Here is a 23,270-nt window from a genome sequence, read left to right as displayed (position 1 = left end):
GAGATTCACCTCAGGAGGCCGCATCACGATCTAGGTCGGCCTAACCTAGCGCAAGTCGGGATAACCGGGCTTGACGATCCCGTTGATGATCTCCAACCGGCCGTCGAAGTCGATGAACGCGGATTTCACAGCGTTAAGCGTGAACCACCGCAGATCCTCCCAACCGTAGCCGAAGGCCTCGCTGAGCTTGCGGAATTCCTCTGAGAGGGTCGTCCCGCTCATCAAACGGTTGTCTGTGTTCACCGTCACTCGAAAACGGAGCCGGGTGAGCAGTCCGATCGGGTGCTCGGCGAGTGACGCGGCGGCCCCGGTCTGGAGATTCGACGTCGGGCACATCTCCAGCGGAATCCGCTTGTCCCGGACGTAGTGGGCGAGCCGCCCCAGTTCGGCGCCCTCCCCGACCCGCACGATGTCGTCGATGATCCGGACGCCGTGGCCCAGCCGGTCCGCCCCGCACCACTGGATCGCCTGCCAGATCGACGGGAGGCCGAACGCCTCCCCGGCGTGGATCGTGAAGTGCGCGTTCTCCCGCTGGAGGTACTCGAACGCGTCGAGGTGCCGGGTCGGCGGGTTGCCCGCCTCGGCCCCGGCGATGTCGAACCCGGCCACGCCCCGGTCGCGGTACCGCACGGCGAGTTCGGCGATCTCCCGGCTGCGCGCCTGGTGCCGCATCGCGGTGAGCAGGGACCGCATCTTGATGCCGTGGTCGCGCTCCCCTTCGGCGAAGCCCGCGCTGACGGCCTCGACGACCTCGTCCAGCGACAGTCCGCCGACGAGATGCTGCTCCGGTGCGTAACGGACCTCGGCGTAGACGATCCCGTCGGCCGCGAGGTCTTCGGCGCACTCGTAGGCGACCCGGTGGAGGGCGTCGGCGGTCTGCATCACCGCGACGGTGTGCGAGAACGTCTCCAGGTAGCGCTCCAGGGAGCCGCTGTCGGCGGAGGCGCGGAACCAGGCGCGCAACGCCTCGGGATCGCGTTCCGGCAGGCCGGTGTAGCCGTACCGCTCCGCGAGTTCGATGATCGTCGCGGGCCGCAGGCCGCCGTCCAGGTGGTCGTGCAGCAGCACCTTGGGGACGCGGCGGATCTCCGCGAGCGTCGGCAGCACTGTGGTGGTCGCACTCGTCACGGCACGATCCTCTCGATGATCAGCGGCAGCAGCCGCGGCACGCCGTCCGGCACGATCTCACAGGCGTCCTCCAGCGCCTGGAGGGCGCGCTCGAAGCGCACGGGCTCGTCCGCGTGCAGGGTGAACAGGGGCCGTCCCGCTTCGACGCGGTCGCCGGGCACCGCGTGCCAGGTGATGCCGGCGCCCGCGCTGACCGGGTCCTCCTTGCGCGCCCGGCCCGCGCCGAGCCGCCACGCGGCGACGCCGACGGCGAGGGCGTCGAGCCGGGTGAGGACGCCGGAGGCGGGGGCGGTGACGGTGTGCGTCTCGCGCGCGACGGGCAGGGGCGCGTCGGGGTCGCCGCCCTGCGCGATGATCATGCGCCGCCAGTGGTCCATGGCCGTGCCGTCGCGCAGGGCGTCGGCGGGGTCCTTGCCGTAGATCCCGGCGGCGGCGAGCATCTCGCGGCCGAGCGCGACGGTCAGCTCGACGATGTCGGCGGGCCCGCCCCCGGCGAGCACCTCCAGGGACTCGGCGACCTCGAGGGCGTTGCCCGCGGTGCGGCCGAGCGGCCGGTCCATCGCGGTGAGCAGCGCGACGGTGTCGACCCCGGCGTCATGGCCGAGCTCGACCATGGTCCTGGCCAGCTCGCGTGCCCTCTCAGGGGTCTTCATGAACGCGCCGGATCCGGTCTTGACGTCCAGGACCAGCGCGGACGTCCCCTCGGCGATCTTCTTGGACATGATCGACGAGGCGATGAGCGGGATGGACTCGACGGTTCCGGTGACGTCGCGCAGCGCGTACAGCTTCCGGTCGGCGGGCGCCAGGCCCTCGCCCGCGGCGCAGATGACGGACCCGGCCTCGCGCAGCACGGCGAGCATCTCGGCGTTGGACAGCCTGGCCCGCCAGCCGGGGATGGACTCCAGTTTGTCGAGGGTGCCGCCGGTGTGGCCGAGGCCCCGGCCGGACAGCTGCGGCACCGCGCCGCCGCACGCGGCCACCGCGGGGGAGAGCGGGAGGGTGATCTTGTCGCCGACCCCGCCGGTGGAGTGCTTGTCGGTCGTCGGCCGGTCGAGCGCGCTCCAGTCCATCCGCTCGCCGCTGCGGATCATGGCCTTCGTCCAGTCGGAGATCTCCCGCCGGTCCATTCCGTTGAGCAGGATCGCCATGTTCAGCGCGGACATCTGCTCGTCGGCCACCGCACCGGACGTGTAGTTCTCGATCACCCAGTCGATCTGTGCCGTACTGAGCTCCCCACCGTCCCGCTTGGTGACGATCACGTCGATGACGTCCATCGCGCAGTCCCCCTCCTTCAGTGGGTACGCCCTACTCCCTGAGGAGTCACACGTATGACTATAGCCTTCCGCGGTGATCACGCGAGGTGTGCGGCACCTGGTGCGCGGAAGGCGGGCCCCTGATTTTTAAGTTCTGGTTACAGATATTCCGGGCCGAAGGCGTTCGGGAGGTACTCCGAGAGGGGGCGGACGCCTGTGTCGGTCTCCAACTGGAGGGACGGGCCGCCGTGTTCGTGGAGGAGCTGACGGCAGCGGCCACAGGGGGTCAAGGGGAGTCCCTCGCGGTCGACGACGCTCACGGCGAGCAACCGGGGCGGGTCGGTGAAAGAGAGGTCCGAGGGGGCGCCCGCGCCGAACAACGCCGATACCAGGCTGCATTCGGCGCACAGGGTAATGCCGAGTGAAGCGTTCTCGACATTACTGCCCGTGACGATTCTGCCGTCCGAGGTCAGCGCCGCGGCCCCCACCGGGAAGTGCGAGTAGGGGCAGTAGGCGCGCTCCATGGCGGCGCTCGCGGCGGCCCTCAGGGCGGCCCAGTCGATGGCGGTCATGCCGTGAGCGTAGCCCTCGGAGCAGGTCAGAGCGGGGCTCGCTTTCTTACGCTTTGCTGGTTATCGTTGCCGTCACACGTATGACGATATCCATGACCTGATCACGTCTGTTACGTAACGGTATGCCCACAAGTTGCACCGGTGTGTCGACTGTTACCGCCACGGACGGTGAACCTGTGGGTATCGACAAGCCAGGCAACGGTTGCCGTGGCTCGGACGAATCTGGAGGCAGAAGTGTCCAAGGGGATCCGGCTCGCTGCCGGTCTGGCTGGTCTCGCGCTACTGGCATCGGCCTGCGGTGAGGCCCCCGACGAGAACAAGGGCGGCGGCACCGCCGAGGCGGGCCCGCTCTCGTGCATGGTCACCGACACCGGCGGCATCGACGACCGCTCGTTCAACGCCTCGGCCTGGAAGGGCATGCAGGCCGGCGCCACCGCCACCAAGGGCAAGGCCGAGTACATCGCCTCCACGAGCGAGAACGACTACATCCCGAACATCGGCCAGCTGGTCACCAAGGGCTGCGAAACCATCGTCACGGTCGGCGGTCTGATGGGCGACGCCACCACCGAGGCGGCCAAGGCCAACCCGGACCAGCAGTTCGCCATCGTCGACTCGCCCTCGGTCGCGGGCCAGAAGATCTACGGCATGGAGTTCAACACCGCGCAGAGCTCCTTCCAGGCCGGCTACCTCGCCGCCGCGATGTCCAAGACCGGCAAGGTCGCGACCTTCGGCGGCCTGGCCATCCCGCCCGTCACCATCTTCATGGACGGCTTCTACGAGGGCGTCAAGTACTTCAACGAGAAGAAGGGCAAGAAGGTCGAGGTCCTCGGCTGGGACGAGGCCAACCCCAAGAGCGGCTCCATCGCCGGTGACTTCGGCGACCAGGCCAAGGGCAAGAGCATCTCCGCGGGCTTCATCGAGCAGGGCGCGGACGTCATCTTCCCCGTCGCGGGCGGCACCGGCCTCGGCGCGGCCGCGGCGGCCAAGGAGTCCGGCGGCAAGGTCAGCGTGATCTGGGTCGACTCCGACGGCTGCGAGTCGGTCGCCGAGTACTGCTCGGTCTTCCTCACCTCGGTGCTGAAGAACGTCAGCGGCGCCGTCGAAGAGGCCGTCACCAAGTCGGCCGCGGGACCCCTGACCGGGTCCTACCTCGGCACCCTGGACAATGGCGGCACGGGCCTCGCCGACTTCCACGAGTTCGACGCCAAGGTCCCGGCGGACCTGAAGGCCGAGCTGGAGCAGATCAAGACCGACATCACGTCGGGCACGATCAAGATCACCTCTCCGTCTCAGCCGCAGGCCTCCTGACCCCCGGCGGCTCCCCGGGGACGGACACCGCGTCCGTCCCCGAGGGGCCGCACCCGTACGTCCGCCCCTCAGTTTCGGAAGAGGTGTCCAGGGTGGCTCTTGAACTCAGGGGCATCACCAAGCGCTTCGGCTCCCTGGTGGCCAACGACGCGATCGACCTCGAGATCACCCCGGGGGAGATCCACTGCCTGCTCGGTGAGAACGGCGCGGGCAAGTCCACCCTGATGAACATCCTCTACGGGCTCTACCAGCCCGACGAGGGCGAGATCCTGGTCGACGGCGAACCCCTCGCCCTCGACGGCCCCCGCTCGGCGATCAACGCCGGGATCGGGATGGTGCACCAGCACTTCATGCTGGTCCCCGTCTTCACCGTCGCCGACAACGTCATGCTCGGCGACGAGCACACCAAGAGCGGGTTCCTCAACCGGAAGTCCGCCCGCGCGCACGTCCGCGACGTCTCGACCCGGTACGGCCTCGAAGTCGACCCGGACGCCGTCGTCGGCGACCTGCCCGTCGGCCTCCAGCAGCGGGTCGAGATCGTCAAGGCGCTCACCCGCGACGCCCGCTTCCTCATCCTCGACGAGCCGACGGCGGTCCTCACCCCGCAGGAGACCGAGGAGCTGTTCACCGTCATGCGCGGGCTGCGCGCGGCGGGCAAGGCCATCGTCTTCATCACCCACAAGCTCAAAGAGGTCAGGGCGATCGCCGACCGGATCACCGTGATCCGGCGCGGCGCGGTCGTCGGTACGGCCCTGCCGTCGGCGTCCGAAAGCGAACTCGCCTCCTTGATGGTCGGCCGCGAGGTCCGCCTGCGCGTGGACAAGGCGCCCGTGCAAGAGACCGGCGCGCCTCCCGCGTTCGCCGTCCGCGACCTGACCGTGCGGAACGCCGCGGGCCAGCCCGTGGTCGACGGGATCGGCTTCGACATCGCGCCCGGCGAGATCCTCGGCGTCGCGGGGGTCCAGGGCAACGGGCAGACCGAACTCGCCCAGGCCGTCCTCGGGCTCATCGAGCCGGAAGCCGGGTCGATCACCCTCGACGGCACCGAGCTCCTCGGCAAGACGCCGCGCGACAGGCTGCGCGCCGGACTCGGCTTCGTCCCTGAGGACCGCTCCCACGACGGGCTCGTCGGCGGCGCGAGCGTCGCGGAGAACCTCGTGCTCGACCTCTACGACCGGCCGCCGTTCGGGCGGCGCGGGTCGATGGACGTCGCCGAGGTCCGCCGCAACGCGCGTGACCGGGTCGCGGAGTTCGACATCCGGACCACCTCCATCGACACGCACGTGGCGCACCTCTCCGGGGGCAACCAGCAGAAGGTGGTCGTCGCCCGGGAGATGTCCCGGCCGCTGCGGATGCTGCTGGTCTCCCAGCCGACCCGCGGCGTCGACGTCGGCGCGATGGAGTTCATCCACAAGCGGATCGTGCACGAGCGCGACGAGGGCCGCCCCGTTCTGGTGATCTCCACCGAACTGGACGAGATCTTCGCGCTGGCCGACCGGATCGCCGTCATGTACCGAGGAAAGATCATGGCGATCGTGCCGCCCGACACGTCGGCGGAGACGATCGGCCTGCTGATGGCCGGGGCCCACCCCGACGAGACAGCCACGCACACCGCCGCAGAGGATGCCGCCGATGAGTGAGAAGGAACTCCCCGCGCGGGACCCCCGGCGCTCCCCGTGGCGGCGGATCGCCGACGAGATGGTCGACGGGGTCGGCTGGCTCACCACCCTGCTCTCGATCGTCCTCGCGATGGCCGTCGGCGCCGTCCTCATCATCGTGTCCGACCCCGAGGTCCGCGGCACGTTCGGGTACTTCTTCACCCGCCCCGGCGACGCCCTCAGCGCGTCCTGGGACGCGGTGTGGACCGCCTACAAGGCCCTGTTCACCGGCGCCGTCTGGAACCCCGACCGCTCCTGGAACGCCGCGACCGCGCTCGGCCCGCTCAGCGAGACCCTCACCGAGGCGACCCCGCTGCTGCTCGGCGGCCTCGCGATCGGCCTGGCGTTCAAGGCCGGGCTGTTCAACATCGGCGGCCAGGGCCAGCTCATCATGGGCGCGATCTGCGCCAACTACGTCGGTTTCACCGTCACCGGGCCGCCCGGCGTCGCGATCGTCACCGCGGTCCTCGCGGGCATCTTCGGCGGCGCGCTCTACGGCGGGCTCGTCGGGTTCCTCAAGGCCAGGACCGGCGCGCACGAGGTGATCGTGACGATCATGCTCAACCACATCGCCGCGGCCTTCCTCGTCTGGGTCATCACCACCGAGCTGTTCCGCAACCCCGACCGCAACGACGCCGTCTCCCAGTCGGTGTCGGACAACGCGCTCCTGCCCAGGCTCCTCGGCTGGCTCCCGGACGGCGCGGGCCTGCGCGTCAACTTCGGGCTGTTCCTCGCGGCGGCGGCGGTCCTCTTCTCCTGGTGGCTGCTGAACCGCTCGACCCTCGGCTTCGAGCTGCGCGCGGTCGGCGCCAACGCCGCCGCCGCGCGAACCGCGGGCATGAGCGTCGGCCGCGCCCAGATCCTCGCGATGGCGATCTCCGGCGCGCTCATGGGCGTCGTCGGCGCCACCCAGGTCCTCGGCACCACCAACGCCTCGCACGCCCTCACCGCCCAGATCGACGCCGGCCTCGGATTCACCGCGATCACCGTCGCGCTCCTCGGCCGCGCCTCGCCCATCGGGACGGTCTTCGCCGCCCTTCTGTTCGGCGCGCTCCAGGCGGGCGGCCGCGCCATGCAGGGCCAGGCGGGCGTCTCCATCGAGATCGTCGGCGTCATCCAGGCCCTCATCGTCCTCTTCGTGGCCGCCCCGCCCCTGGTCCGCGGCCTCTTCCGCCTCCGAGGCGGCACCGCCCCCGAAGCAGCCCTCGCATCGAAGGGATGGAACGGTTGACAGCGACAGTTCTGGCGCCGGAGAATCTCGCGCCTGTTGCGGGCGCCCGTGCTCGGCGGGGGAGGCTGTACGGCGGGATCGCGATGATCGTCGTCGCGCTCTACGGGCTCTGGGCGTTCGGGCTCGGCGGGCGGACCGACGGGACCGACACGACGTTCGTGCTCAACCTGTCGGACGCGACCGGCATGACCGTGCCCGACGTGACGTTCCCGTCCGCGCCGGTGGCGATCGCGCTGTGCGTCCTCGCCGCGCTGTGCGGGGCGCTCCGGATCGCGGTGGACCTGCCGAAGCGGTGGAACGCGGTCGTGCTCGGCGCGTTCTTCCTGCTGTACGTCACCGCGTTCATGACGTGGGCGGCGGCGGCCAAGAGCATCAACGTCGCCTCGATCCTCGACGCGACGGTCATCGCGGCGGTCCCGCTGGTGCTGGGGGCGCTCGCGGGCGTCCTCGGGGAGCGGTCCGGCGTCATCAACGTGGCCATCGAGGGCCAGTTCCTGCTGGGCGCGTGCCTCGCCGCGTTCACCGCGTCGGTGTCGGGCTCCCTGCTGTGGGGGCTCGTCGCGGGCGTGCTCGCGGGCGGCCTGTTCGGGCTGCTGCTCGCCGTCTTCGCCCAGCGCTACCTCGTCGAGCAGGTCGTCCTCGGCGTCGTCCTGACGATGCTGGCGACCGGCCTGACCGGGTTCTTCTACGAACGGGTCATGCGGACGGAACCGGACAAGTACAACAAGGCGATGGCCTTCCCGCCGATCAAGATCCCGCTCCTGGCGGAGCTCCCCGTGGTCGGCCCCGTCCTGTTCCACCAGAACGTCCTGTTCTATGTGACGATCCTGCTGATCGTCGCCGTCCACATCGTGCTGTTCCGCACCCGTTGGGGCCTGCGCACCCGCGCCGTCGGCGAGCACCCGACGGCCGCCGACACCGTGGGCGTCAACGTGATCCGCACCCGCTACCTCAACATGTTCGTCGCCGGCCTCATCGCCGGCCTGGGCGGCGTCTGGCTCACCATCGGCACCAACATCAGCTTCAACAAGGACATGGCCTCCGGCAAGGGCTTCATCGCCCTGGCCGCGGTCATCTTCGGCCGCTGGTCCCCGGTCGGCGCCCTCTGGGCCGCCCTCCTCTTCGGCTTCGCGGGCGGCTTCTCCGACGCCATCCAGCTCATGCAGACCCCCCTGCCCACCGACTTCCTCCGCATGCTGCCCTACCTCGCCACGATCTTCGCCGTGGCCGGGCTCGTCGGGTATGTCCGAGCGCCCGCCGCCGACGGCCAGCCCTACGTGAAGTCCTGACCGGGCCGCGCGGGCCGGCGTCCACCGCCGGGTCATGACAGGGGAAGGCCGACGCAAAGATGCGTCGGCATTCCCCTAGATGCCGGGCGAACCTCCGGTGCCCGATTCGGTGACGGCCGGAACGGCCGCGGAGCAGGGGTGTATGCAGGTGACTCCTGACTACTGCGAGTGACGGGATGGGCTGATGTTTCGAGCCGTTGCGATGGCTTTCGGCATGGCGGTCGCGGGCGTGGCGGCCGTCGGCGGCGGGGCGGCCGGGGCCGCGGGGGCCGCGGCGCCGTGCGCGATCGGGACCTGGACGATGACGTGGCAGAGCGTCGTCTTCGAGGGGACCTTCGAGGATAAAAGGGTCACGACGACGCACGGCGGCTCCACCGGGACCCGCCTGATCATCGGGCCCAAGACCATGAAGCTGGACTTCTCGAAGTCGACAAAGCAGAACATCTCGTTCGGGTACGACGGGACGGGCGGGTTCGAGATCTACCGTGGGTCGTTCACCGCGGGCCTCATGCGCACCGGGAACACCAAGGGCAAGCTCACCGTCGTGAACAAGACGGCCAAGGGCGACGCCACGGCGAGCTACACCCAGGAGACGCCGGAGAGGGCCGAAGGCATCACCTACGACGTCGACGAGCCCCTGAGGACCGCCGTGAAGCCCAGCCGCTACTGGGACTCCCTCGCGATCACCCGGGGCGACTACACCTGCTCCAAGAAGACCCTCAAGATCACTCGGTCGACCTCCGGCGACTCCGGCGGCTTCGTCCATACGGGCACCTTCGACTACACCTTCACCCGCGCCTGACGGCCCCGCGCCGGCCCGGCCCCGTCCAGGACGGGGCCGGGCCCGCACCAGGGCGTCCTTCGCCGCCCGGGGCGGGCCGTCGATAGCCTGGTGCGATGAAGGTGTTCAGGTCGCGGACCGGGTGGGTGCTGGGCTGGGTGTGGCTGGTGTTCGCGGCGGTGAACTTCGTGGACCTGGCTTTGCGCGGCCGCGACAAGGCGTCCCTGATCGTCACCGCGGTCCTTCTGCTGACCTGCGGCCTCGCCTACGTGATGGGCCTGCGCCCCGCCGTCCGCGGCGACGAGACGGGCGTCTCCATCGAGAACCCCTTCAAAACGACCCGGCTCCCCTGGAGCACGGTCCGGAAGATCGGCACAGGCCGAGCCCTGTCCTTCGACCACGCCGGAGGCCACATCGACTCCTGGGCCGTCCAGGTCTCCGCCCGCAAGGCCGCCACCGCCGCCCGGGCCAGTCCCGAAGACCTCGCCTCCCGCACCCCGGTCACCTTCGCCGCGGAACAACTGGAGGAGCTCCGCAACGCGGCCCCCGCGGCCCCGACCGCCGAGCCCCGCCCCACCTGGTCGATCCCGGCCCTGGCCGCCGTCCTGGCCCCCCTGGCCCTCCTGGTGATCGCCGCGCTCGTCTGACGATTCGGCGAGGCGCCCGGCCGGCCTGTGAGCGGGGCCGTCCGTGCGAAGGAGGGCCTAGTAGGCCGAGTCGACCGTCAGGCGGTTCGCCGCCTCCTGGATGCTGCCCGACAGCGAGGGGTAGACCGTGAAGGTGTGGGCGAGCTGGTCGACCGTCAGGTGCTGCTGGACGGCGACGGCGAGGGTCATGATCAGTTCGCTGGCGCGAGGGGCCACGATGACGCCGCCGAGGACGATGCCGGTCGAGCGGCGGCAGAAGAGCTTGATGAAGCCGTCCTCGAAGCCCTGCATCTTGGCGCGCGCGTTCGTGTTGAGCGGCAGCATGACGGTGCGGGCGTCGACCTCGCAGTTGTCGACCATCGCCTGGGTGACGCCGACCGCGGCGACCTCGGGGTCGGTGAAGATGTTGGAGCTGACCCAGCCGAGCTTGAGCGGCTGGACCGCCTCGCCGAGCGCGTGCCAGACCGCGATGCGGCCCTGCATCGCCGCGACGGAGGCGAGCGCGAGCACGCCGGTGCAGTCGCCCGCGGCGTAGATGTTCGGCACCGAGGTCCGGGAGACCTTGTCGGTCTCGACGTAGCCGCCGCGGCCGAGCTTCACCCCGGCGGCCTCCAGGCCGATGCCGCGGGTGTTGGGGACCATGCCGACGGTCATCAGGCAGTGCGAGCCGTGGACCTTGCGGCCGTCCTCGAGGGTGACCACGACGCCGTCGCCGGAACGCTCCACCGCGCCCGCGCGGGAGCGGCCCATGACGTTCATGCCGCGCCGCCGGTACACGTCCTCCAGGACGGAGGCGGCCTCGGCGTCCTGTGATGGCAGGATCCGGTCACGGGAAGAGACCAAAGTCACCTTCGAGCCGAGGCTGAGGTAGGCCCCCGCGAACTCCGCGCCGGTGACGCCGGAGCCGACCACGATCAGCTCTTCGGGCAGCTCGGGAAGGTCGTAGAGCTGGCGCCAGGTGAGGATGCGCTCGCCGTCGGGCTCCGCGCCGGGCAGGACGCGGGGGGTCGCGCCGGTCGCGACGATGATCACGTCGGCCTCGATACGGCGCTCGCCGACGACGACCGCGCGGGGCCCGTCGAGCCTGCCCTCACCGCGGACGATCTTGACCTCCTCGTACCCGAGGCGGTCGGCCACGTCGAAGGACTGGGCGCGGGCCAGGTCCTTCACCCGCTTGTTGATCAGCGCGAGGTCCGCTTTGACGCCGCCGACCTCGCCGTCGGCGCCGCCGTCGAAGTTCACCCCGAGGGCGCCGGACTCGCTCAGCACCGACATGCGGACCGACGTGGCGATCAGCGTCTTGGACGGGACGCAGTCGTAGAGCACGCTGGCTCCGCCGGGTCCGTCCTTCTCGATCACGGTCACGTCGGCGCCGAGTCGCGCCGCGACCAGCGCGGCCTCGTAGCCGCCCGGCCCTCCACCCAGAATTACGATACGCGTGCTCACAACGCCCATTCTTTCCTAAGGTCGTCGATGGATGGGCCGGTAGGCTCTGTCAGCGTGGCTCTGTACGCGGCATACGCCTCCAACATGGATCCCGAGCAGATGGCCTTGCGCGCCCCGCATTCGCCGCTGCGCGACACGGGCTGGCTCCAGGGCTGGCGCCTGACGTTCGGCGGTGAGGAGATCGGCTGGGACGGCGCCCTGGCCACTGTTGTCGAGGATCACACCTCGCAGACCTTCGTGGCCCTCTACGACGTCACGGAGCTGGACGAGCAGGCTCTCGACGCGTGGGAAGGGCACGAGCAGGGGCTCTACACCAAGATCAGGGTGCGGGTGCAGACCCTGTTCGGTGAGGAGCTCGCCTGGATCTACGTGCTCGACGCCTACGAGGGCGGCCTTCCGTCGGCGCGGTTCATCGGGATCATCGCCGACGCCGCCGAGCGGGCGGGCGCGCCGGAGATCTATGTGAAGGAGCTGCGCGAACGACCGTGCGACACGCTGGGCTCCGAGCTGTGACCCCCGGCTGCGTTCCCGTGCCGGTCGGACCCGGGCGTCCGGCTGTAGAACGGAACAAACCGGGCGCGTTGTGATCGGGGAATTTGGGAGGTTCGGGCCGCGTAAGGCCCCGATCCCGCCCCTAGGCTGGGCGGGTGGAGAACAACCCTTATGCACTCGCCGAGCGCGCCGCCGCCGCGTTGACCGCCCTGACGTACCCGAAGTTCGACGTCGCGCTGGTGACGGGCTCGGGGTGGGTCCCGGCCGCCGACGCGCTGGGCGAGCCCGCGCACGAGATCGCGTTCACCGAGCTGCCGGGCTTCACCGCCCCCGCCGTCGCGGGCCACGGGGGCAAGGTCAGGGCGCTGCGGGTGGGGGACAAGAACGTCCTGGTCTTCCTCGGCCGCACCCACCTGTACGAGGGGCGCGGCGTGGAGCCCGCGGTCCACGGGGTGCGGACCGCGCTGGCCGCGGGGGTCAAGACCGTGGTGCTCACCAACGCGGCCGGAGGGCTGCGGCCGGAGACGCAGTCGATAGGCGACCCGGTGCTCATCAGCGACCACCTCAACCTCACCGGGGCGAACCCGCTTACGGGCACGTCCTTCCTGGACCTCACCGAGGTGTACTCCAAGCGGCTGCGCGCCCTCGCCCTTGAGGCCGACCCCTCGCTCGCCGAAGGCGTCTACGCGGCTTTCCGCGGCCCCACGTACGAGACCCCCGCCGAGATCCGGATGCTGCGCACCCTGGGCGCCGACCTCATCGGCATGTCCACGGTCCTTGAGGCGATCGCGGCCCGTGAGGGCGGCGCGGAGGTCCTGGGCGTCTCGCTGGTGACGAACGTCGCGGCGGGCCTGTCGGACGCGCTGCTCGACCACGCCGAGGTGCTGGAGGCGGGCCGCGCGGCGGCGGGCCGGATGGGCGTGTTGCTGAAGACCGTGGTGGAGCGGCTGTGACCCTGCGCGAGCGCGCCGAGGAGTGGCTCGCCCAGGACCCGGACCCGGTGACCAGGGCCGAGCTGGCGGCGCTCCTGGCGGACGACGAGGCGCTGGCCGAGAGGTTCGGCGCCGTCCTGGAGTTCGGGACGGCCGGGCTGCGCGGCGCGCTCGGCGCCGGGCCGAACCGGATGAACCGGGTGACGGTCATGCGGGCCGCCGCGGGCGTCGGGGCCCGGGTCCCGCGCGGCGGGGCGGGCGTCGTGGTGGGCTACGACGCCCGGCACAACTCCGCGCGGTTCGCGCTGGACACCGCCGCCGTCCTCACCGGGATGGGCGTGCGGTGCAGGGTGCTGCCGGGGCCGCTGCCGACGCCGGTGCTGGCGTTCCTCGTGCGTCATCTGGGGGCCGACGCGGGGGTCATGGTGACGGCGAGCCACAACCCGCCGCAGGACAACGGCTACAAGGTGTACTGGTCGGACGGGGCGCAGATCGTGCCGCCCGTGGACGCCGAGATCGCCGCGGCCATCGCCGCCGTGGGCCGGGTCGACGAACTGCCCCTGGGGGTGCCGCCCGAGGAGGCGCGGGAGGGCGACCCGACGTGGGAGGTCCTGGGACCGGAGGCCGAGGAGTCCTACCTGGACGCGCTCAAGGGCCTGCCGCTCGGCGAGGCCCGTGACGTCTCGGTGGCTTACACGCCTTTGCACGGGGTCGGGGCCGAGACTCTTCTGAGGGCCTTCCTCAGGGCGGGGTTCACCGCCGCGTTCACGGTGCCCGAGCAGTGTCTGCCGGACCCGGACTTCCCCACCGTGGCGTTCCCGAACCCGGAGGAGCCGGGGGCGATGGACCTGCTCCTCGCGCTGGCCGAGCGGACGGGCGCCGACCTGGCGATCGCCAACGACCCCGACGCGGACCGCTGCGCCGTCGCGGTTCCGCTGCCGGGCGGGGGCTGGCGGGCCCTGACCGGCGACGAGGTCGGCGGGCTGCTCGCCGAGCACGTCCTGCGGCACACCGCGGGCGACGACAGGCTGCTCGCGACGACGATCGTGTCGTCGTCGCTGCTGGGTCGGATCGCCGAGGCGCACGGGGCGGCCTTCGCCGAGACCCTCACCGGCTTCAAATGGATCATGCGCGGGGGCGGACCGGGGCAGAGGCTCGTCCTCGGCTATGAAGAGGCGCTGGGCTACTGCGTAGGCGGCGCGGAGGGCGCCCCGGTGCGGGACAAGGACGGGATCGGGGCCGCCCTGGCCGTCGCGTCCCTCGCGGCCGAGGCCAAGGCCGCGGGGCGTACGCTGCTCGACCTTCTGGACGACCAGGCGATCCGGTACGGGGTGCACGCGACGAGCCAGCTCTCGGTCCGGGTCTCCGACCGGGCGCTCATCGACGGCGCCGTGGCCGACCTGCTCAAGTCGCCGCCTTCCGTGCTCGGCGGACGGGCCGTCCTGGCGGTGGAGGATCTCGCCGAGGGGGCCGGCGGGCTTCCGCCGACGAGTGGGCTGCGGCTCACTCTCGAGGGAGGCGCCCGGGTCGTCATCCGGCCGTCGGGGACCGAGCCGAAACTGAAGTCCTACCTCGAGGTCGTCGTCCCGGTCGCCGAAGGGGACGTCGCCGGAGCGCGCGAGAGCGCCGCCGAGGCCCTGGCGTCCCTGCGGACGGACCTGGCGGCGCTCCTGCCCTAGCGGCTCAGGCGGCGGCCACCAGTTCGGTGGCCTCGGCCTCCCGGACGCGGCGGGGGATCACCAGCGCCGCCGCCGCGCCCGCCGCCACGATCGCGGCCCCGGCCCACAGGGCGGGCACCAGGCCGTCGGTGAAGGCCTGCCCGGAGGCGTAGCCGCCCTGCCCGGCGAAGATCGCGGCGAGGCTCGCGACGCCGATCGCGCCGCCGAGCTCGCGCAGCGCGTTGTTGGCGCCGGACGCCATGCCCTGCTCCTCGGGCCGGACCGAGGCCATGACGACCCCGGCCGCGGGCGCGAAGTACAGGCCCATGCCGATTCCGCTGATGATCAGGGACGGAAGCTGGGTGGTGTAGGCGACGTCCGGGGCCGCGACCAGCGCGAACAGGGCGAGCCCGACGGCCTGGAGCGCGAGGCCCGCCGCGACGACGGGCCGGCCGCCGATCCGGTCCGACAGGATGCCCGCGATGGGCGCGACGACCAGGGGCATCGCGGTCCAGGGCAGCATCCGCAGGCCGGCCTCGGTGGGCGAGTGCCCGAGGACCGTCTGGAGGAACTGGCTGAGCAGGAAGATCGAGCCGAACATCCCGGCGAACATCAGAAGGCTCGCCGCGTTCATGGCGCTGAAGGCACGGGACCGGAAGAGGCGCATCGGGAGCATCGGGTGCGGGGCGCGCAGTTCCCAGGCGACGAAGACGGCGAGCAGGAGCGGCCCGACGATGAGCCCGGAGAGGACGGGCGCGCTGGTCCAGCCGTCGGTGTTGCCGCGGATGAGGGCGTAGACGACGGCGAAGAGCGCGGCGCTCGCCAGGAGCGTGCCGGTGACGTCGAGGCGGCCGGACGGTCCGCGGGATTCGTTCAGGCGCAGCCTTGCGAGCGGGATGAGCGCGACGCCCACGGGCACGTTCAGCCAGAAGATCCACTGCCAGGACAGGTGCTCGGTGAGGGCGCCGCCGACGAGCGGTCCGGACGCCACGGCGAGGCCGTTGATCGCGCCCCAGATGCCGAAGACGAGACCGCGGCGGTTCTCCGGGGTCGCCGCGGTGAGCAGCGTGAGGGTCAGCGGCATCATGATCGCCGCGCCGACGCCCTGGACGGCCCGCGCCGCGATGAGCGCCTCGATCCCGGGGGCGAGGGCGGCCGCCGCGGAGGCCGCGGTGAAGACCGCGACGCCGATGCCGAAGATCCTGCGGCGGCCGAACCTGTCGCCGAGGGCGGAGCCGAACAGCAGCAGGACGGCGAAGGTCAGCGTGTAGGAGTTGACGGTCCACTCCAGGTCCTCCAGGCCGCCGCCGAGGTCGGTGCGGATGGAGGGGAGCGCCGTGGTGACGACGAGGTTGTCGAGCGAGGCCATGAAGCCCGCCAGGCCGGTGATGACGAGGGTCCAGACGAGCGTCGCGCGTTGGCTGCGCATCGGGTCTCCTAGATAGTGATCGGTCACTAACTTTCTGGGCCGTCGGAGGGCCTAAGGCGCCCTCTTCGGGGGGTCGGTTCTTGAGCCGGGGGCGTGCGGAGGGTCAGGATCGGGCGCAGTTCCAGATGCGGTGGTCCTGCGGGTAGCCGAGGGCGACGAGGACGTTGATGAGCATCCCCTGGGCCATGAAGTCGCCGGTGGCCGTGTCGTCGCCGGAGAGCAGCACGCGGACGGTGTCGACGAGGTCGGTCCAGCCGGCCCGGATCGTCTCGCCGAACTCGGCGTCGCCCGCCCGCGCCGCCTGGTGGCTCGCGACCTGCATCTGCATCTGCATCATGACGAGCTCGCCGTCCGCGATGAGATCCAGGTAGGCGTCCCCGAGAGCCTCCTTGACGCCCTCGGTACCGGCCTCCGGGTCGATCCCCTCGGCCGCCGCCACGAACGTGTCACGCGTCCGCTCGGCGCACCGCAGCGCCGCCGCGAGGAACATGGCCCGCTTGTTGGGGAAGAGCCGGAACAGGTAGGGCTGCGACACCCCGACCCGCTGCGCGATCGACTCCGTCGACGTGCCCTCGTACCCGCCGCGCGCGAATTCGGTCAGCGCGGCGGCGATGACGCTCTCCCGCCTGTCCTCGGCACTCATCCTCGGGCTCATGGGAGATAAGTTAGTGGCTGATAACTAACTTTGGAAGCCCCGAGAGCACCGGGATCCCGAGGTCGGCAGGATCCGGTCAGAAGTCGCCGCCGCCCCCGCCGAAATCGCCGCCTCCGCCAAAGCCGCCTCCGCCCCCGAAGCCGCCTCCGCCGAAGCCCCCGAAGTCGCCGAAGTCACCGCCGCCTCCGCCCCAGTCGCCGCCGCCGTCCTGGCCGCCGTAACCGCCGCCAAAGCCGCCGCCCCACATGGAGCCGATGGCGGTGCCCAGCAGGATGCTGTTGAGCATGCCGAGGCCGCCGTAGCCCGCGTAGTAGCCGCCGGCGTAAGGCGCCCACTGGGGTCCGGCCTCCCAGTAGGGGCGGCGCTGCCCTGCGACCTCGACCATGCGGGCCTCGGGGTCGTCGCCGCGCTCGACGCGCTCGGCGTCGGCGGCGCAGGCCGGGACCTCGCGAGGCTGGCCGCCGAGGGGCGCCCACATGACGTCGCGGACCGACGGGCCGTGCTGGGGGTTGAAGAAGCAGGGCGCGCGGCGCTCGGGGACGGGCTCGCCGTTGAGCCGGGCGCGCACGGCCGTCATGGAGTAGCGGCCGTCTTCGAGCGCCTCGGTGACCCGCTGCATGTCGGCCGGCCTCGCCGCCTGCTCTACGGAGACCTTCGCGCGGTCGTAGGCGTCGAGCGCATGGCTGTAGTCGGTCTTGGCCTCCTGGGAGACCTTCGGGTCGGCGAGGTCGAGGTCGAGCCCGGCGATGTCCTCGCCCAAACGGGTGACGTCCTCGTCCACGCCGCTCTTGAGCTCGGCCATCTGCCGGGCGTCCTCGATCCGCCTGCGCTTGCGGGACGCGCGCACGTAGAACAGCCCTCCGAGGCCGAGCGCGACGATCAGGCCGAGGAAGGCGTAGGTGGTCACGCTGCTCGTGGTGGACGGCTTGGTGCCGCTCGCCACGTCGATGTCGTTCACGAAGGCGACGAGGCCGGACGCGGGATCGCCCCGGTGCTCGCTCGCGGCCTGCGAGGCAAGGGTGGCGGCCTGTCCGCGGCGCAGCCCTGTCTGGCCGAGGGATCCGGCGGTGAAGTGCCGGCCGGACAGCAGCGCGTACACGCCCGTGCTGCCGACCGCGTTGGCGGCCGCCGCGAGGTACTGGTTGCTCTCCTGCGCGGTGCCGAGGTCCTTGGTGACCATCATGTAGACCGGCGAGGACGCGTCGCGTACCGCCGCCTTGACGCGGGCCACGCCCGCGGCGTCGAGGGAGGTCTGGTCGGGGGCGGCGTAGAAGCGGTCGGCGCGCAGGGTGGAGATCACCTCGGGCGACGGGGTGTCGAACCGGGCCGCCCCGGCCTGCGGGAACGCGTCCGCGAGAGCGCCCGCCGACCCGATGCCGCCTGCGACGAGCAGGACGAACACCAGGATCAGCAGTCGCAGTGATCTCATGACTCCATCCTGCTGGAACCCCTTCCACCTACTGGCAAAGCCGCTGTTAAGCCTCAGCACCGCCCTTTCCTCTACTGTGGCCTGCACCACATGCAGGGGAAATTCGTATTCCAAGTAGGTTTAGAGGACAATGCCGGACATGACCGAGACCTACGCGGTGATCGGGGCCGGTCCGTCCGGGCTCGCCGCAGCCCGCGCCCTTCAGCGCCACGGCATCCCCTGGACGGGCTACGAGCTCGCCGGGGACGTCGGCGGCCTCTGGGACATCGACGGCCCGCGCAGCACCGTGTACGAGTCGGCCCACCTCATCTCGTCCAAGACGACGACCCAGTTCGCCGAGTTCCCCATGGCGGACTCCGCCCCCGACTACCCCGGGCACCGCGAACTGCTGCGCTACTTCCGGGCCTACGCCTCCGAGTACGGCCTTCGCGACGGGTTCGCCTTCCGTAGCGAAGTCGTGAAAGCCGAGCCCGTCGGTACAGGAGACACGGCCGAGGGGTGGGACGTCACCGTCAACACGCCGGAAGGCGCCGTCACCCGCAGGCACGCAGGCGTCGTCCTCGCCAATGGGACCCTGAGCGAACCGAACCTCCCCGACTTCTCCGGCAAGTTCGACGGCGAGGTCATCCACACCAGCGCCTACAAGCGGGCGGCACAGCTCGCAGGCAAGCGGGTGCTCATCGTCGGCGCGGGCAACTCCGGCTGCGACCTCGCCGTGGACGCCGTCCACCACGCCGCGTCCGTCGACATCAGCGTCCGGCGGGGCTACCACTTCGTCCCGAAGTACCTCTTCGGGAAGCCCGCGGACACCCTGAACCAGGGCAAGCCGCTGCCTGCCCGGATCAAGCAGGCCATCGACGGGCGGATACTCAAGCTCTTCACGGGCGACCCCGTCAGGTTCGGCTTCCCCGAGCCCGACCACCGGATCTACGAGTCGCACCCGATCGTGAACTCGCTGATCCTGCACCACCTCGGCCACGGCGATCTCGCCGTCCGGCCCGACATCTCCCGATTCGACGGCCGCGCCGTGGAGTTCCGCGACGGCACCCGGACCGACTACGACCTCGTCATCCTCGCCACCGGGTACCGGCTGCACTACCCGTTCGTCGATCCCGCCCTGCTGCGCTGGACCGGCGCCGCCCCCGACCTCTACCTCAACATCTTCAGCGACACCGCGCCCGGCCTCTTCGTGCTCGGCATGATCGAGGCGTCCGGGATCGGCTGGCAGGGCCGCGCGGAGCAGGCCGAACTCGTCGCGTCCTACCTCGCGGCGCTGGCCGGGGCGCCCGAGCGGGCCGCCGCCTTCGCCACGAAGATCCACGGCCCCCGGCCCGACCTCAGCGGCGGCTACCGGTACCTCGGCCTCGACCGGATGGCCTACTACGTCAACAAGGACGCCTACCGGACCGCGGTCCGCGCCGCGACCGCCGAGCTGAAGGGCCGCGGCTGATGGACGTCGACGCGATCGGCATCGCCTTCGACGAGGGCTCCCTGACCACGCTCAAGATCGTCGTCGGCGCGATCCTCTTCGGCATCGCCCTCGACACCAAGGTCGCCGACTTCGCCGCCGCGGTCAGACGGCCGGGGGCCATCGCCATCGGCGTCGCCGCCCAGTTCCTCCTGCTCCCGGCCGTCACGTTCCTGCTGACGCTCGCGCTCGACCTGCGCGGGTCCGTCGCGCTCGGGCTGATCCTCGTCGCCTGCTGCCCGCCCGGCAACGTCTCGAACATCCTCACCCACCGCTCCGGCGGCGACGTCGCGCTGTCGGTGTCCATGACCGCGGTGAGCAACGTGCTCGCCGTCGTGCTCATGCCGCTGAACGTCGCGTTCTGGGGCGGGCTGCACCCGACCGGGCGCGACCTGCTCGCCGAGATCGACCTCGGCGTGTGGGACATGCTCGGCGAGATCGCCTTCGTCATCGCGGTGCCGTTCGCCGCGGGCATCGCCATCGCGCACTTCTTCCCTGCCTTCGCCGCGCGCGCCCACAAGGTCGTCGGCCCGGTGTCGTTCCTCGCGCTCGGCGCCGTCATCGGCATCGGCCTCGCCAACAACTGGGCGGTCTTCACCGCGCACATCGGCGTGGTCCTCCTCGCGGTCTTCCTGCACGACGCGCTCTCCCTCGCCCTCGGCTACGGCATCGGCCGCGCCGCCCGGCTGCCCGCGGCGAGCGTCAAGGCGATGACGTTCGAGATGGGCATCCGCAACGCGGGGCTCGGCCTCCTGCTCGTCTTCACCTTCTTCGGCGGGCTGGGCGGGATGGCCCTCGCCGCGGCCTGGTGGGGCATCTGGGACATCATCGCGGGCCTCGCGCTCGCCCAGTTCTGGCGGACGCGCACCACCCGCGCCGCCGTCGCGCCCCGTCTGGAGGAAGCGTGAAGATCCTCGTCACCGGAGCCCTCGGGTTCCTCGGATCATCGGTCGTGCGGGGGCTCGCGGCGGCGGGCCACGAGGTCGTCGGCGCCGACCTGCGCGTCCCGGAGACGTCCGGGGCCGCCGTGCCGGGGCTCAGCCACGTCGTCATGGACGTGACGGACGCGGCCGCGGTGGACCGCGCGTTCGCGGAGGCCGCGCCGGAGGTGGTCGTGCACCTCGCGTCGATCGTCACGCCGGGCAAGGACTCGTCCCGCGAGCTGGAGTACAGGGTCGACGTCGAAGGCTCCCGGCACGTCCTGGACGCCTGCCTGACGCACGGGGTCCGCCGCGTGGTCGTCTCCTCCAGCGGCGCCGCCTACGGGTACCACCCGGACAACCCGCCCTTGATCTCCGAAGACCAGCCCGTCCGGGGCAACGTCGAGTTCGCCTACAGCCACCACAAGGGCCTCGTCGAGGGGATGCTCGCCGACCTGCGCACCTCGAACCCCGAGCTGGAGCAGGTGGTCCTCCGCATCGGCACCATCCTCGGCGACCGCGTGAACAACCAGATCACCGCCCTCTTCGACCGCCCCCGCCTCCTCAAGATCCGAGGCTCGGCCTCCCCCTTCGTCTTCATCTGGGACACCGACGTCGTCGCCATCATCGAACGCGCCGCCACCACCGCCCCTCCCGGCGCCTACAACGTCGCCGGCGACGGCACCCTCACCATCGACCAGATCGCCGAGGCCCTCGGCAAGAAGACCCTCCCCATCCCGGAGCCCGTCCTCCGCGCCGCCCTGGCCCTCGCCAAGCCCCTGGGCCTCACCCCCTACGGCCCCGAGCAGACCCGCTTCCTCCAGTACCGCCCCGTCCTGGACAACGCCCGCCTGAAATCCGTCTTCGGCTACACCCCCGCCAAAACCACCCCCGAAGCCTTCCACGCCTGGCGCACCCGCCCCTGATCATGCGACGGGAGTTCGGTCCCGGCGGATCGGGCCGGGACGGCATGGTCCGGCTCCTGCCGTCCGCCCACGGGCGGCGAAGTCCACGTCGTGCGCATCGACCACCGCGCCGACGCCCACCGACCGCGTCGACCGTCCCGCGCCGGAACCGCCGACCCGCCCCTGGGACGCCGAAGGGCGGCCGTGTGCGAGCGGCCGCCCTTGTGCGTGGTGGTGGGGGTGGGGTCAGTCCTTGATCTCGCAGATGGGGGCGCCTGCGGTGACGGTCTGGCCGACCTCTGAGGTGAGGCCGGTGATGGTGCCGGCCTTGTGGGCGGTGAGGGGCTGTTCCATCTTCATGGCCTCGAGGACGACGACGGTCTCGCCTTCGGCGACGGTGGCGCCGTCCTCGACGAGGATCTTGACGATGGTGCCCTGCATGGGCGAGACGAGGGAGTCGCCGGAGGCGGCCTTGGCGGCGCCCTTCTTGGCGGTCCGCTTCGGGGAGGCCTTGCCGGCCGCGGCGGGGGCCGCGCCCGCGCCGAGACCCGCGGGCAGGACGACCTCGAGGCGCTTGCCGCCGACCTCGACGACGACCTTCTGGCGCTCCTCGGGCTCCTCGCCGACGGCCTGGTCGCCGGCGTAGGGGGCGATGGTGTTGTCGTACTCGGTCTCGATCCACCGGGTGTGCACCGTGAACGGCGCGTCGGTGTAGGCGGGCTGGGTGAGGATGTCCCGGTGGAACGGGATGACCGTCGGCATGCCGTCGATGGCGAACTCCGCCAGGGCCCGGCGGCCGCGCTCGATCGCCTGCTCGCGGGACGCGCCCGTCACGATCAGCTTCGCGACCAGCGAGTCGAACGACTGCGGGACGGTCTGGCCCGCGACGTAGCCGGAGTCCAGGCGGACGCCCGGACCGGTCGGGATCTCCATCGCGGAGATGGTGCCCGGGGCCGGGAGGAAGCCGCGCCCGGCGTCCTCGGCGTTGATCCGGAACTCGATGGAGTGGCCGCGGATCTCCGGGTCGCCGTAGCCGAGCTCCTCGCCGTCGGCGATGCGGAACATCTCGCGGACGAGGTCGATGCCGGTGACCTCCTCGGTGACCGGGTGCTCCACCTGGAGGCGGGTGTTGACCTCGAGGAAGGAGATGGTGCCGTCCTGGCCGACGAGGAACTCGCAGGTGCCCGCGCCGACGTAGCCGGCCTCCTTCAGGATCGCCTTGGAGGAGGTGTAGAGCAGGTCCATCTGGGCCTCGCTGAGGAACGGCGCGGGGGCCTCCTCGACGAGCTTCTGGTGGCGGCGCTGGAGCGAGCAGTCGCGGGTGGAGACCACCACGACGTTGCCGTGCTGGTCGGCGAGGCACTGGGTCTCGACGTGCCGGGGCTTGTCGAGGTAGCGCTCGACGAAGCACTCGCCGCGGCCGAACGCGCCGATGGCCTCGCGTACGGCCGACTCGTACAGCTCGGGGACCTCTTCGAGGGTGCGGGCGACCTTGAGGCCGCGCCCTCCGCCGCCGAACGCGGCCTTGATCGCGATCGGCAGGCCGTTGGCCTTGGCGAACTCGACGACCTCGTCCGCGCCCGACACCGGGTCGGCGGTGCCCGCGACGAGCGGCGCGCCGACCTTCTGCGCGATGTGCCGGGCCTGGACCTTGTCGCCCAGGGAGGTGATCGCGGCCGGGGGCGGCCCGATCCAGATCAGTCCGGCGTCGGTGACCGCCTGGGCGAAGTCGGCGTTCTCGGAGAGGAAGCCGTAGCCCGGGTGGACCGCGTCGGCGCCCGCGTCGGAGGCGATCTTGAGCAGCTTCTCGACGTTCAGGTACGACTCGGCGGCGGTCTGCCCGCCCAGCGCGTACGCCTCGTCCGCGACGCGTACATGCAGCGCGTCGAGGTCCTGCTCGCTGTAGACCGCGACGCTGCCGAGCCCCGCGTCCCGGCAGGCACGCGCGACCCGCACCGCGATCTCGCCCCGGTTGGCGATGAGAACTTTCCGCAACGTACGACTCCGTCCGTGAGAACCGTCTAAGGGATCACCCCTGACCTGACCCGTCCCCGCGAGTTTAGAGAACC

General features: G+C 71.3%; 20 protein-coding genes. 12 read left to right on the top strand and 8 right to left on the bottom strand.

Annotation, left to right across the window (positions count from 1 at the left end; translation table 11 throughout):
• Positions 1-45: 45 nt before the first annotated feature.
• The 3 genes from EDD29_RS38585 to EDD29_RS38575 all read right to left on the bottom strand — a co-directional run bounded on the left by EDD29_RS38585 (position 46) and on the right by EDD29_RS38575 (position 2,953).
• Complete coding sequence (locus EDD29_RS38585; RefSeq protein ID WP_123669122.1) at positions 46-1,128, bottom strand: adenosine deaminase; 1,083 nt, start codon at positions 1,126-1,128, stop codon at positions 46-48.
• Positions 1,125-2,402 (bottom strand): thymidine phosphorylase, encoded by a 1,278-nt coding sequence (locus tag EDD29_RS38580; RefSeq protein WP_123669121.1) that lies wholly within the window; start codon positions 2,400-2,402, stop codon positions 1,125-1,127. The genes EDD29_RS38585 and EDD29_RS38580 overlap by 4 nt, the downstream gene beginning before the upstream one ends.
• 137 nt (positions 2,403-2,539) lie before the next feature.
• The gene (locus EDD29_RS38575; protein WP_123669120.1) at positions 2,540-2,953 is read right to left on the bottom strand and encodes a cytidine deaminase; all 414 of its coding nucleotides are present in this window, start codon (positions 2,951-2,953) and stop codon (positions 2,540-2,542) included.
• A 234-nt stretch (positions 2,954-3,187) separates the two neighbouring features.
• Between EDD29_RS38575 and EDD29_RS38570 the strand changes: the two genes are divergently transcribed.
• From EDD29_RS38570 to EDD29_RS38545, 6 genes are all read left to right on the top strand, one after another.
• Entirely contained in the window at positions 3,188-4,261 is a 1,074-nt protein-coding gene (locus EDD29_RS38570) for a BMP family lipoprotein (protein ID WP_211360143.1), read from the top strand.
• Positions 4,262-4,353: 92 nt separating this feature from the next.
• Positions 4,354-5,901 carry an ABC transporter ATP-binding protein gene (locus EDD29_RS38565; RefSeq protein WP_123669119.1) on the top strand — a complete coding sequence of 516 codons (1,548 nt, stop codon included), beginning with the start codon at positions 4,354-4,356 and terminating at the stop codon, positions 5,899-5,901.
• The gene (locus EDD29_RS38560; protein ID WP_246053226.1) at positions 5,894-7,150 is read left to right on the top strand and encodes an ABC transporter permease; all 1,257 of its coding nucleotides are present in this window, start codon (positions 5,894-5,896) and stop codon (positions 7,148-7,150) included. Before EDD29_RS38565 ends, EDD29_RS38560 begins: the two co-directional genes overlap by 8 nt.
• Positions 7,147-8,439 (top strand): ABC transporter permease, encoded by a 1,293-nt coding sequence (locus EDD29_RS38555; RefSeq protein ID WP_123669117.1) that lies wholly within the window; start codon positions 7,147-7,149, stop codon positions 8,437-8,439. Before EDD29_RS38560 ends, EDD29_RS38555 begins: the two co-directional genes overlap by 4 nt.
• A gap of 184 nt (positions 8,440-8,623) precedes the next feature.
• Positions 8,624-9,241, top strand: coding sequence for a hypothetical protein (locus EDD29_RS38550; RefSeq protein ID WP_148086239.1), 618 nt, complete (start codon positions 8,624-8,626; stop codon positions 9,239-9,241).
• Positions 9,242-9,336: 95 nt separating this feature from the next.
• Positions 9,337-9,867 carry a PH domain-containing protein gene (locus tag EDD29_RS38545; protein WP_123669115.1) on the top strand — a complete coding sequence of 177 codons (531 nt, stop codon included), beginning with the start codon at positions 9,337-9,339 and terminating at the stop codon, positions 9,865-9,867.
• Between the two features lie 57 nt (positions 9,868-9,924).
• On the opposite strand, the gene EDD29_RS38540 is transcribed toward EDD29_RS38545, so the two are convergent.
• Positions 9,925-11,313 carry an NAD(P)H-quinone dehydrogenase gene (locus EDD29_RS38540; RefSeq protein ID WP_246053225.1) on the bottom strand — a complete coding sequence of 463 codons (1,389 nt, stop codon included), beginning with the start codon at positions 11,311-11,313 and terminating at the stop codon, positions 9,925-9,927.
• A gap of 54 nt (positions 11,314-11,367) precedes the next feature.
• Here EDD29_RS38540 and EDD29_RS38535 point away from each other — a divergent pair, with 54 nt between their 5' ends.
• From EDD29_RS38535 to EDD29_RS38525, 3 genes are all read left to right on the top strand, one after another.
• Positions 11,368-11,826 carry a gamma-glutamylcyclotransferase family protein gene (locus EDD29_RS38535; RefSeq protein WP_123669113.1) on the top strand — a complete coding sequence of 153 codons (459 nt, stop codon included), beginning with the start codon at positions 11,368-11,370 and terminating at the stop codon, positions 11,824-11,826.
• A gap of 134 nt (positions 11,827-11,960) precedes the next feature.
• Positions 11,961-12,758, top strand: coding sequence for a purine-nucleoside phosphorylase (locus EDD29_RS38530; protein WP_123669112.1), 798 nt, complete (start codon positions 11,961-11,963; stop codon positions 12,756-12,758).
• The gene (locus tag EDD29_RS38525) at positions 12,755-14,416 is read left to right on the top strand and encodes a phospho-sugar mutase (protein WP_123669111.1); all 1,662 of its coding nucleotides are present in this window, start codon (positions 12,755-12,757) and stop codon (positions 14,414-14,416) included. The genes EDD29_RS38530 and EDD29_RS38525 overlap by 4 nt, the downstream gene beginning before the upstream one ends.
• Before the next feature lie 4 nt (positions 14,417-14,420).
• Here the strand turns inward: EDD29_RS38525 and EDD29_RS38520 are convergent, their stop codons facing one another.
• From EDD29_RS38520 to EDD29_RS46595, 3 genes are all read right to left on the bottom strand, one after another.
• Entirely contained in the window at positions 14,421-15,824 is a 1,404-nt protein-coding gene (locus EDD29_RS38520) for a DHA2 family efflux MFS transporter permease subunit (protein ID WP_123669110.1), read from the bottom strand.
• A gap of 103 nt (positions 15,825-15,927) precedes the next feature.
• The gene (locus tag EDD29_RS38515; protein ID WP_211360142.1) at positions 15,928-16,479 is read right to left on the bottom strand and encodes a TetR/AcrR family transcriptional regulator; all 552 of its coding nucleotides are present in this window, start codon (positions 16,477-16,479) and stop codon (positions 15,928-15,930) included.
• A 76-nt stretch (positions 16,480-16,555) separates the two neighbouring features.
• Positions 16,556-17,908, bottom strand: coding sequence for a hypothetical protein (locus tag EDD29_RS46595; protein ID WP_123669108.1), 1,353 nt, complete (start codon positions 17,906-17,908; stop codon positions 16,556-16,558).
• Between the two features lie 139 nt (positions 17,909-18,047).
• Here EDD29_RS46595 and EDD29_RS38505 point away from each other — a divergent pair, with 139 nt between their 5' ends.
• Genes EDD29_RS38505 through EDD29_RS38495 form a run of 3 tightly spaced genes read left to right on the top strand, consistent with a single transcriptional unit; the run spans position 18,048 to position 21,222 of the window.
• Positions 18,048-19,358: a flavin-containing monooxygenase gene (locus EDD29_RS38505; RefSeq protein ID WP_123670952.1), complete on the top strand. Its 1,311-nt coding sequence runs from the start codon at positions 18,048-18,050 to the stop codon at positions 19,356-19,358.
• Positions 19,358-20,284, top strand: coding sequence for a bile acid:sodium symporter family protein (locus EDD29_RS38500; protein WP_123669107.1), 927 nt, complete (start codon positions 19,358-19,360; stop codon positions 20,282-20,284). Before EDD29_RS38505 ends, EDD29_RS38500 begins: the two co-directional genes overlap by 1 nt.
• Positions 20,281-21,222, top strand: coding sequence for an SDR family oxidoreductase (locus EDD29_RS38495; RefSeq protein WP_123669106.1), 942 nt, complete (start codon positions 20,281-20,283; stop codon positions 21,220-21,222). The genes EDD29_RS38500 and EDD29_RS38495 overlap by 4 nt, the downstream gene beginning before the upstream one ends.
• A 225-nt stretch (positions 21,223-21,447) precedes the next feature.
• Here the strand turns inward: EDD29_RS38495 and EDD29_RS38490 are convergent, their stop codons facing one another.
• Entirely contained in the window at positions 21,448-23,196 is a 1,749-nt protein-coding gene (locus EDD29_RS38490) for an acetyl/propionyl/methylcrotonyl-CoA carboxylase subunit alpha (RefSeq protein ID WP_123669105.1), read from the bottom strand.
• Between the last annotated feature and the right edge of the window lie 74 nt (positions 23,197-23,270).

The organism is Actinocorallia herbida (genome assembly GCF_003751225.1).
Classification (GTDB): Bacteria; Actinomycetota; Actinomycetes; order Streptosporangiales; family Streptosporangiaceae; genus Actinocorallia; species Actinocorallia herbida.
This window is presented reverse-complemented; position numbering and strand designations above follow the sequence as displayed.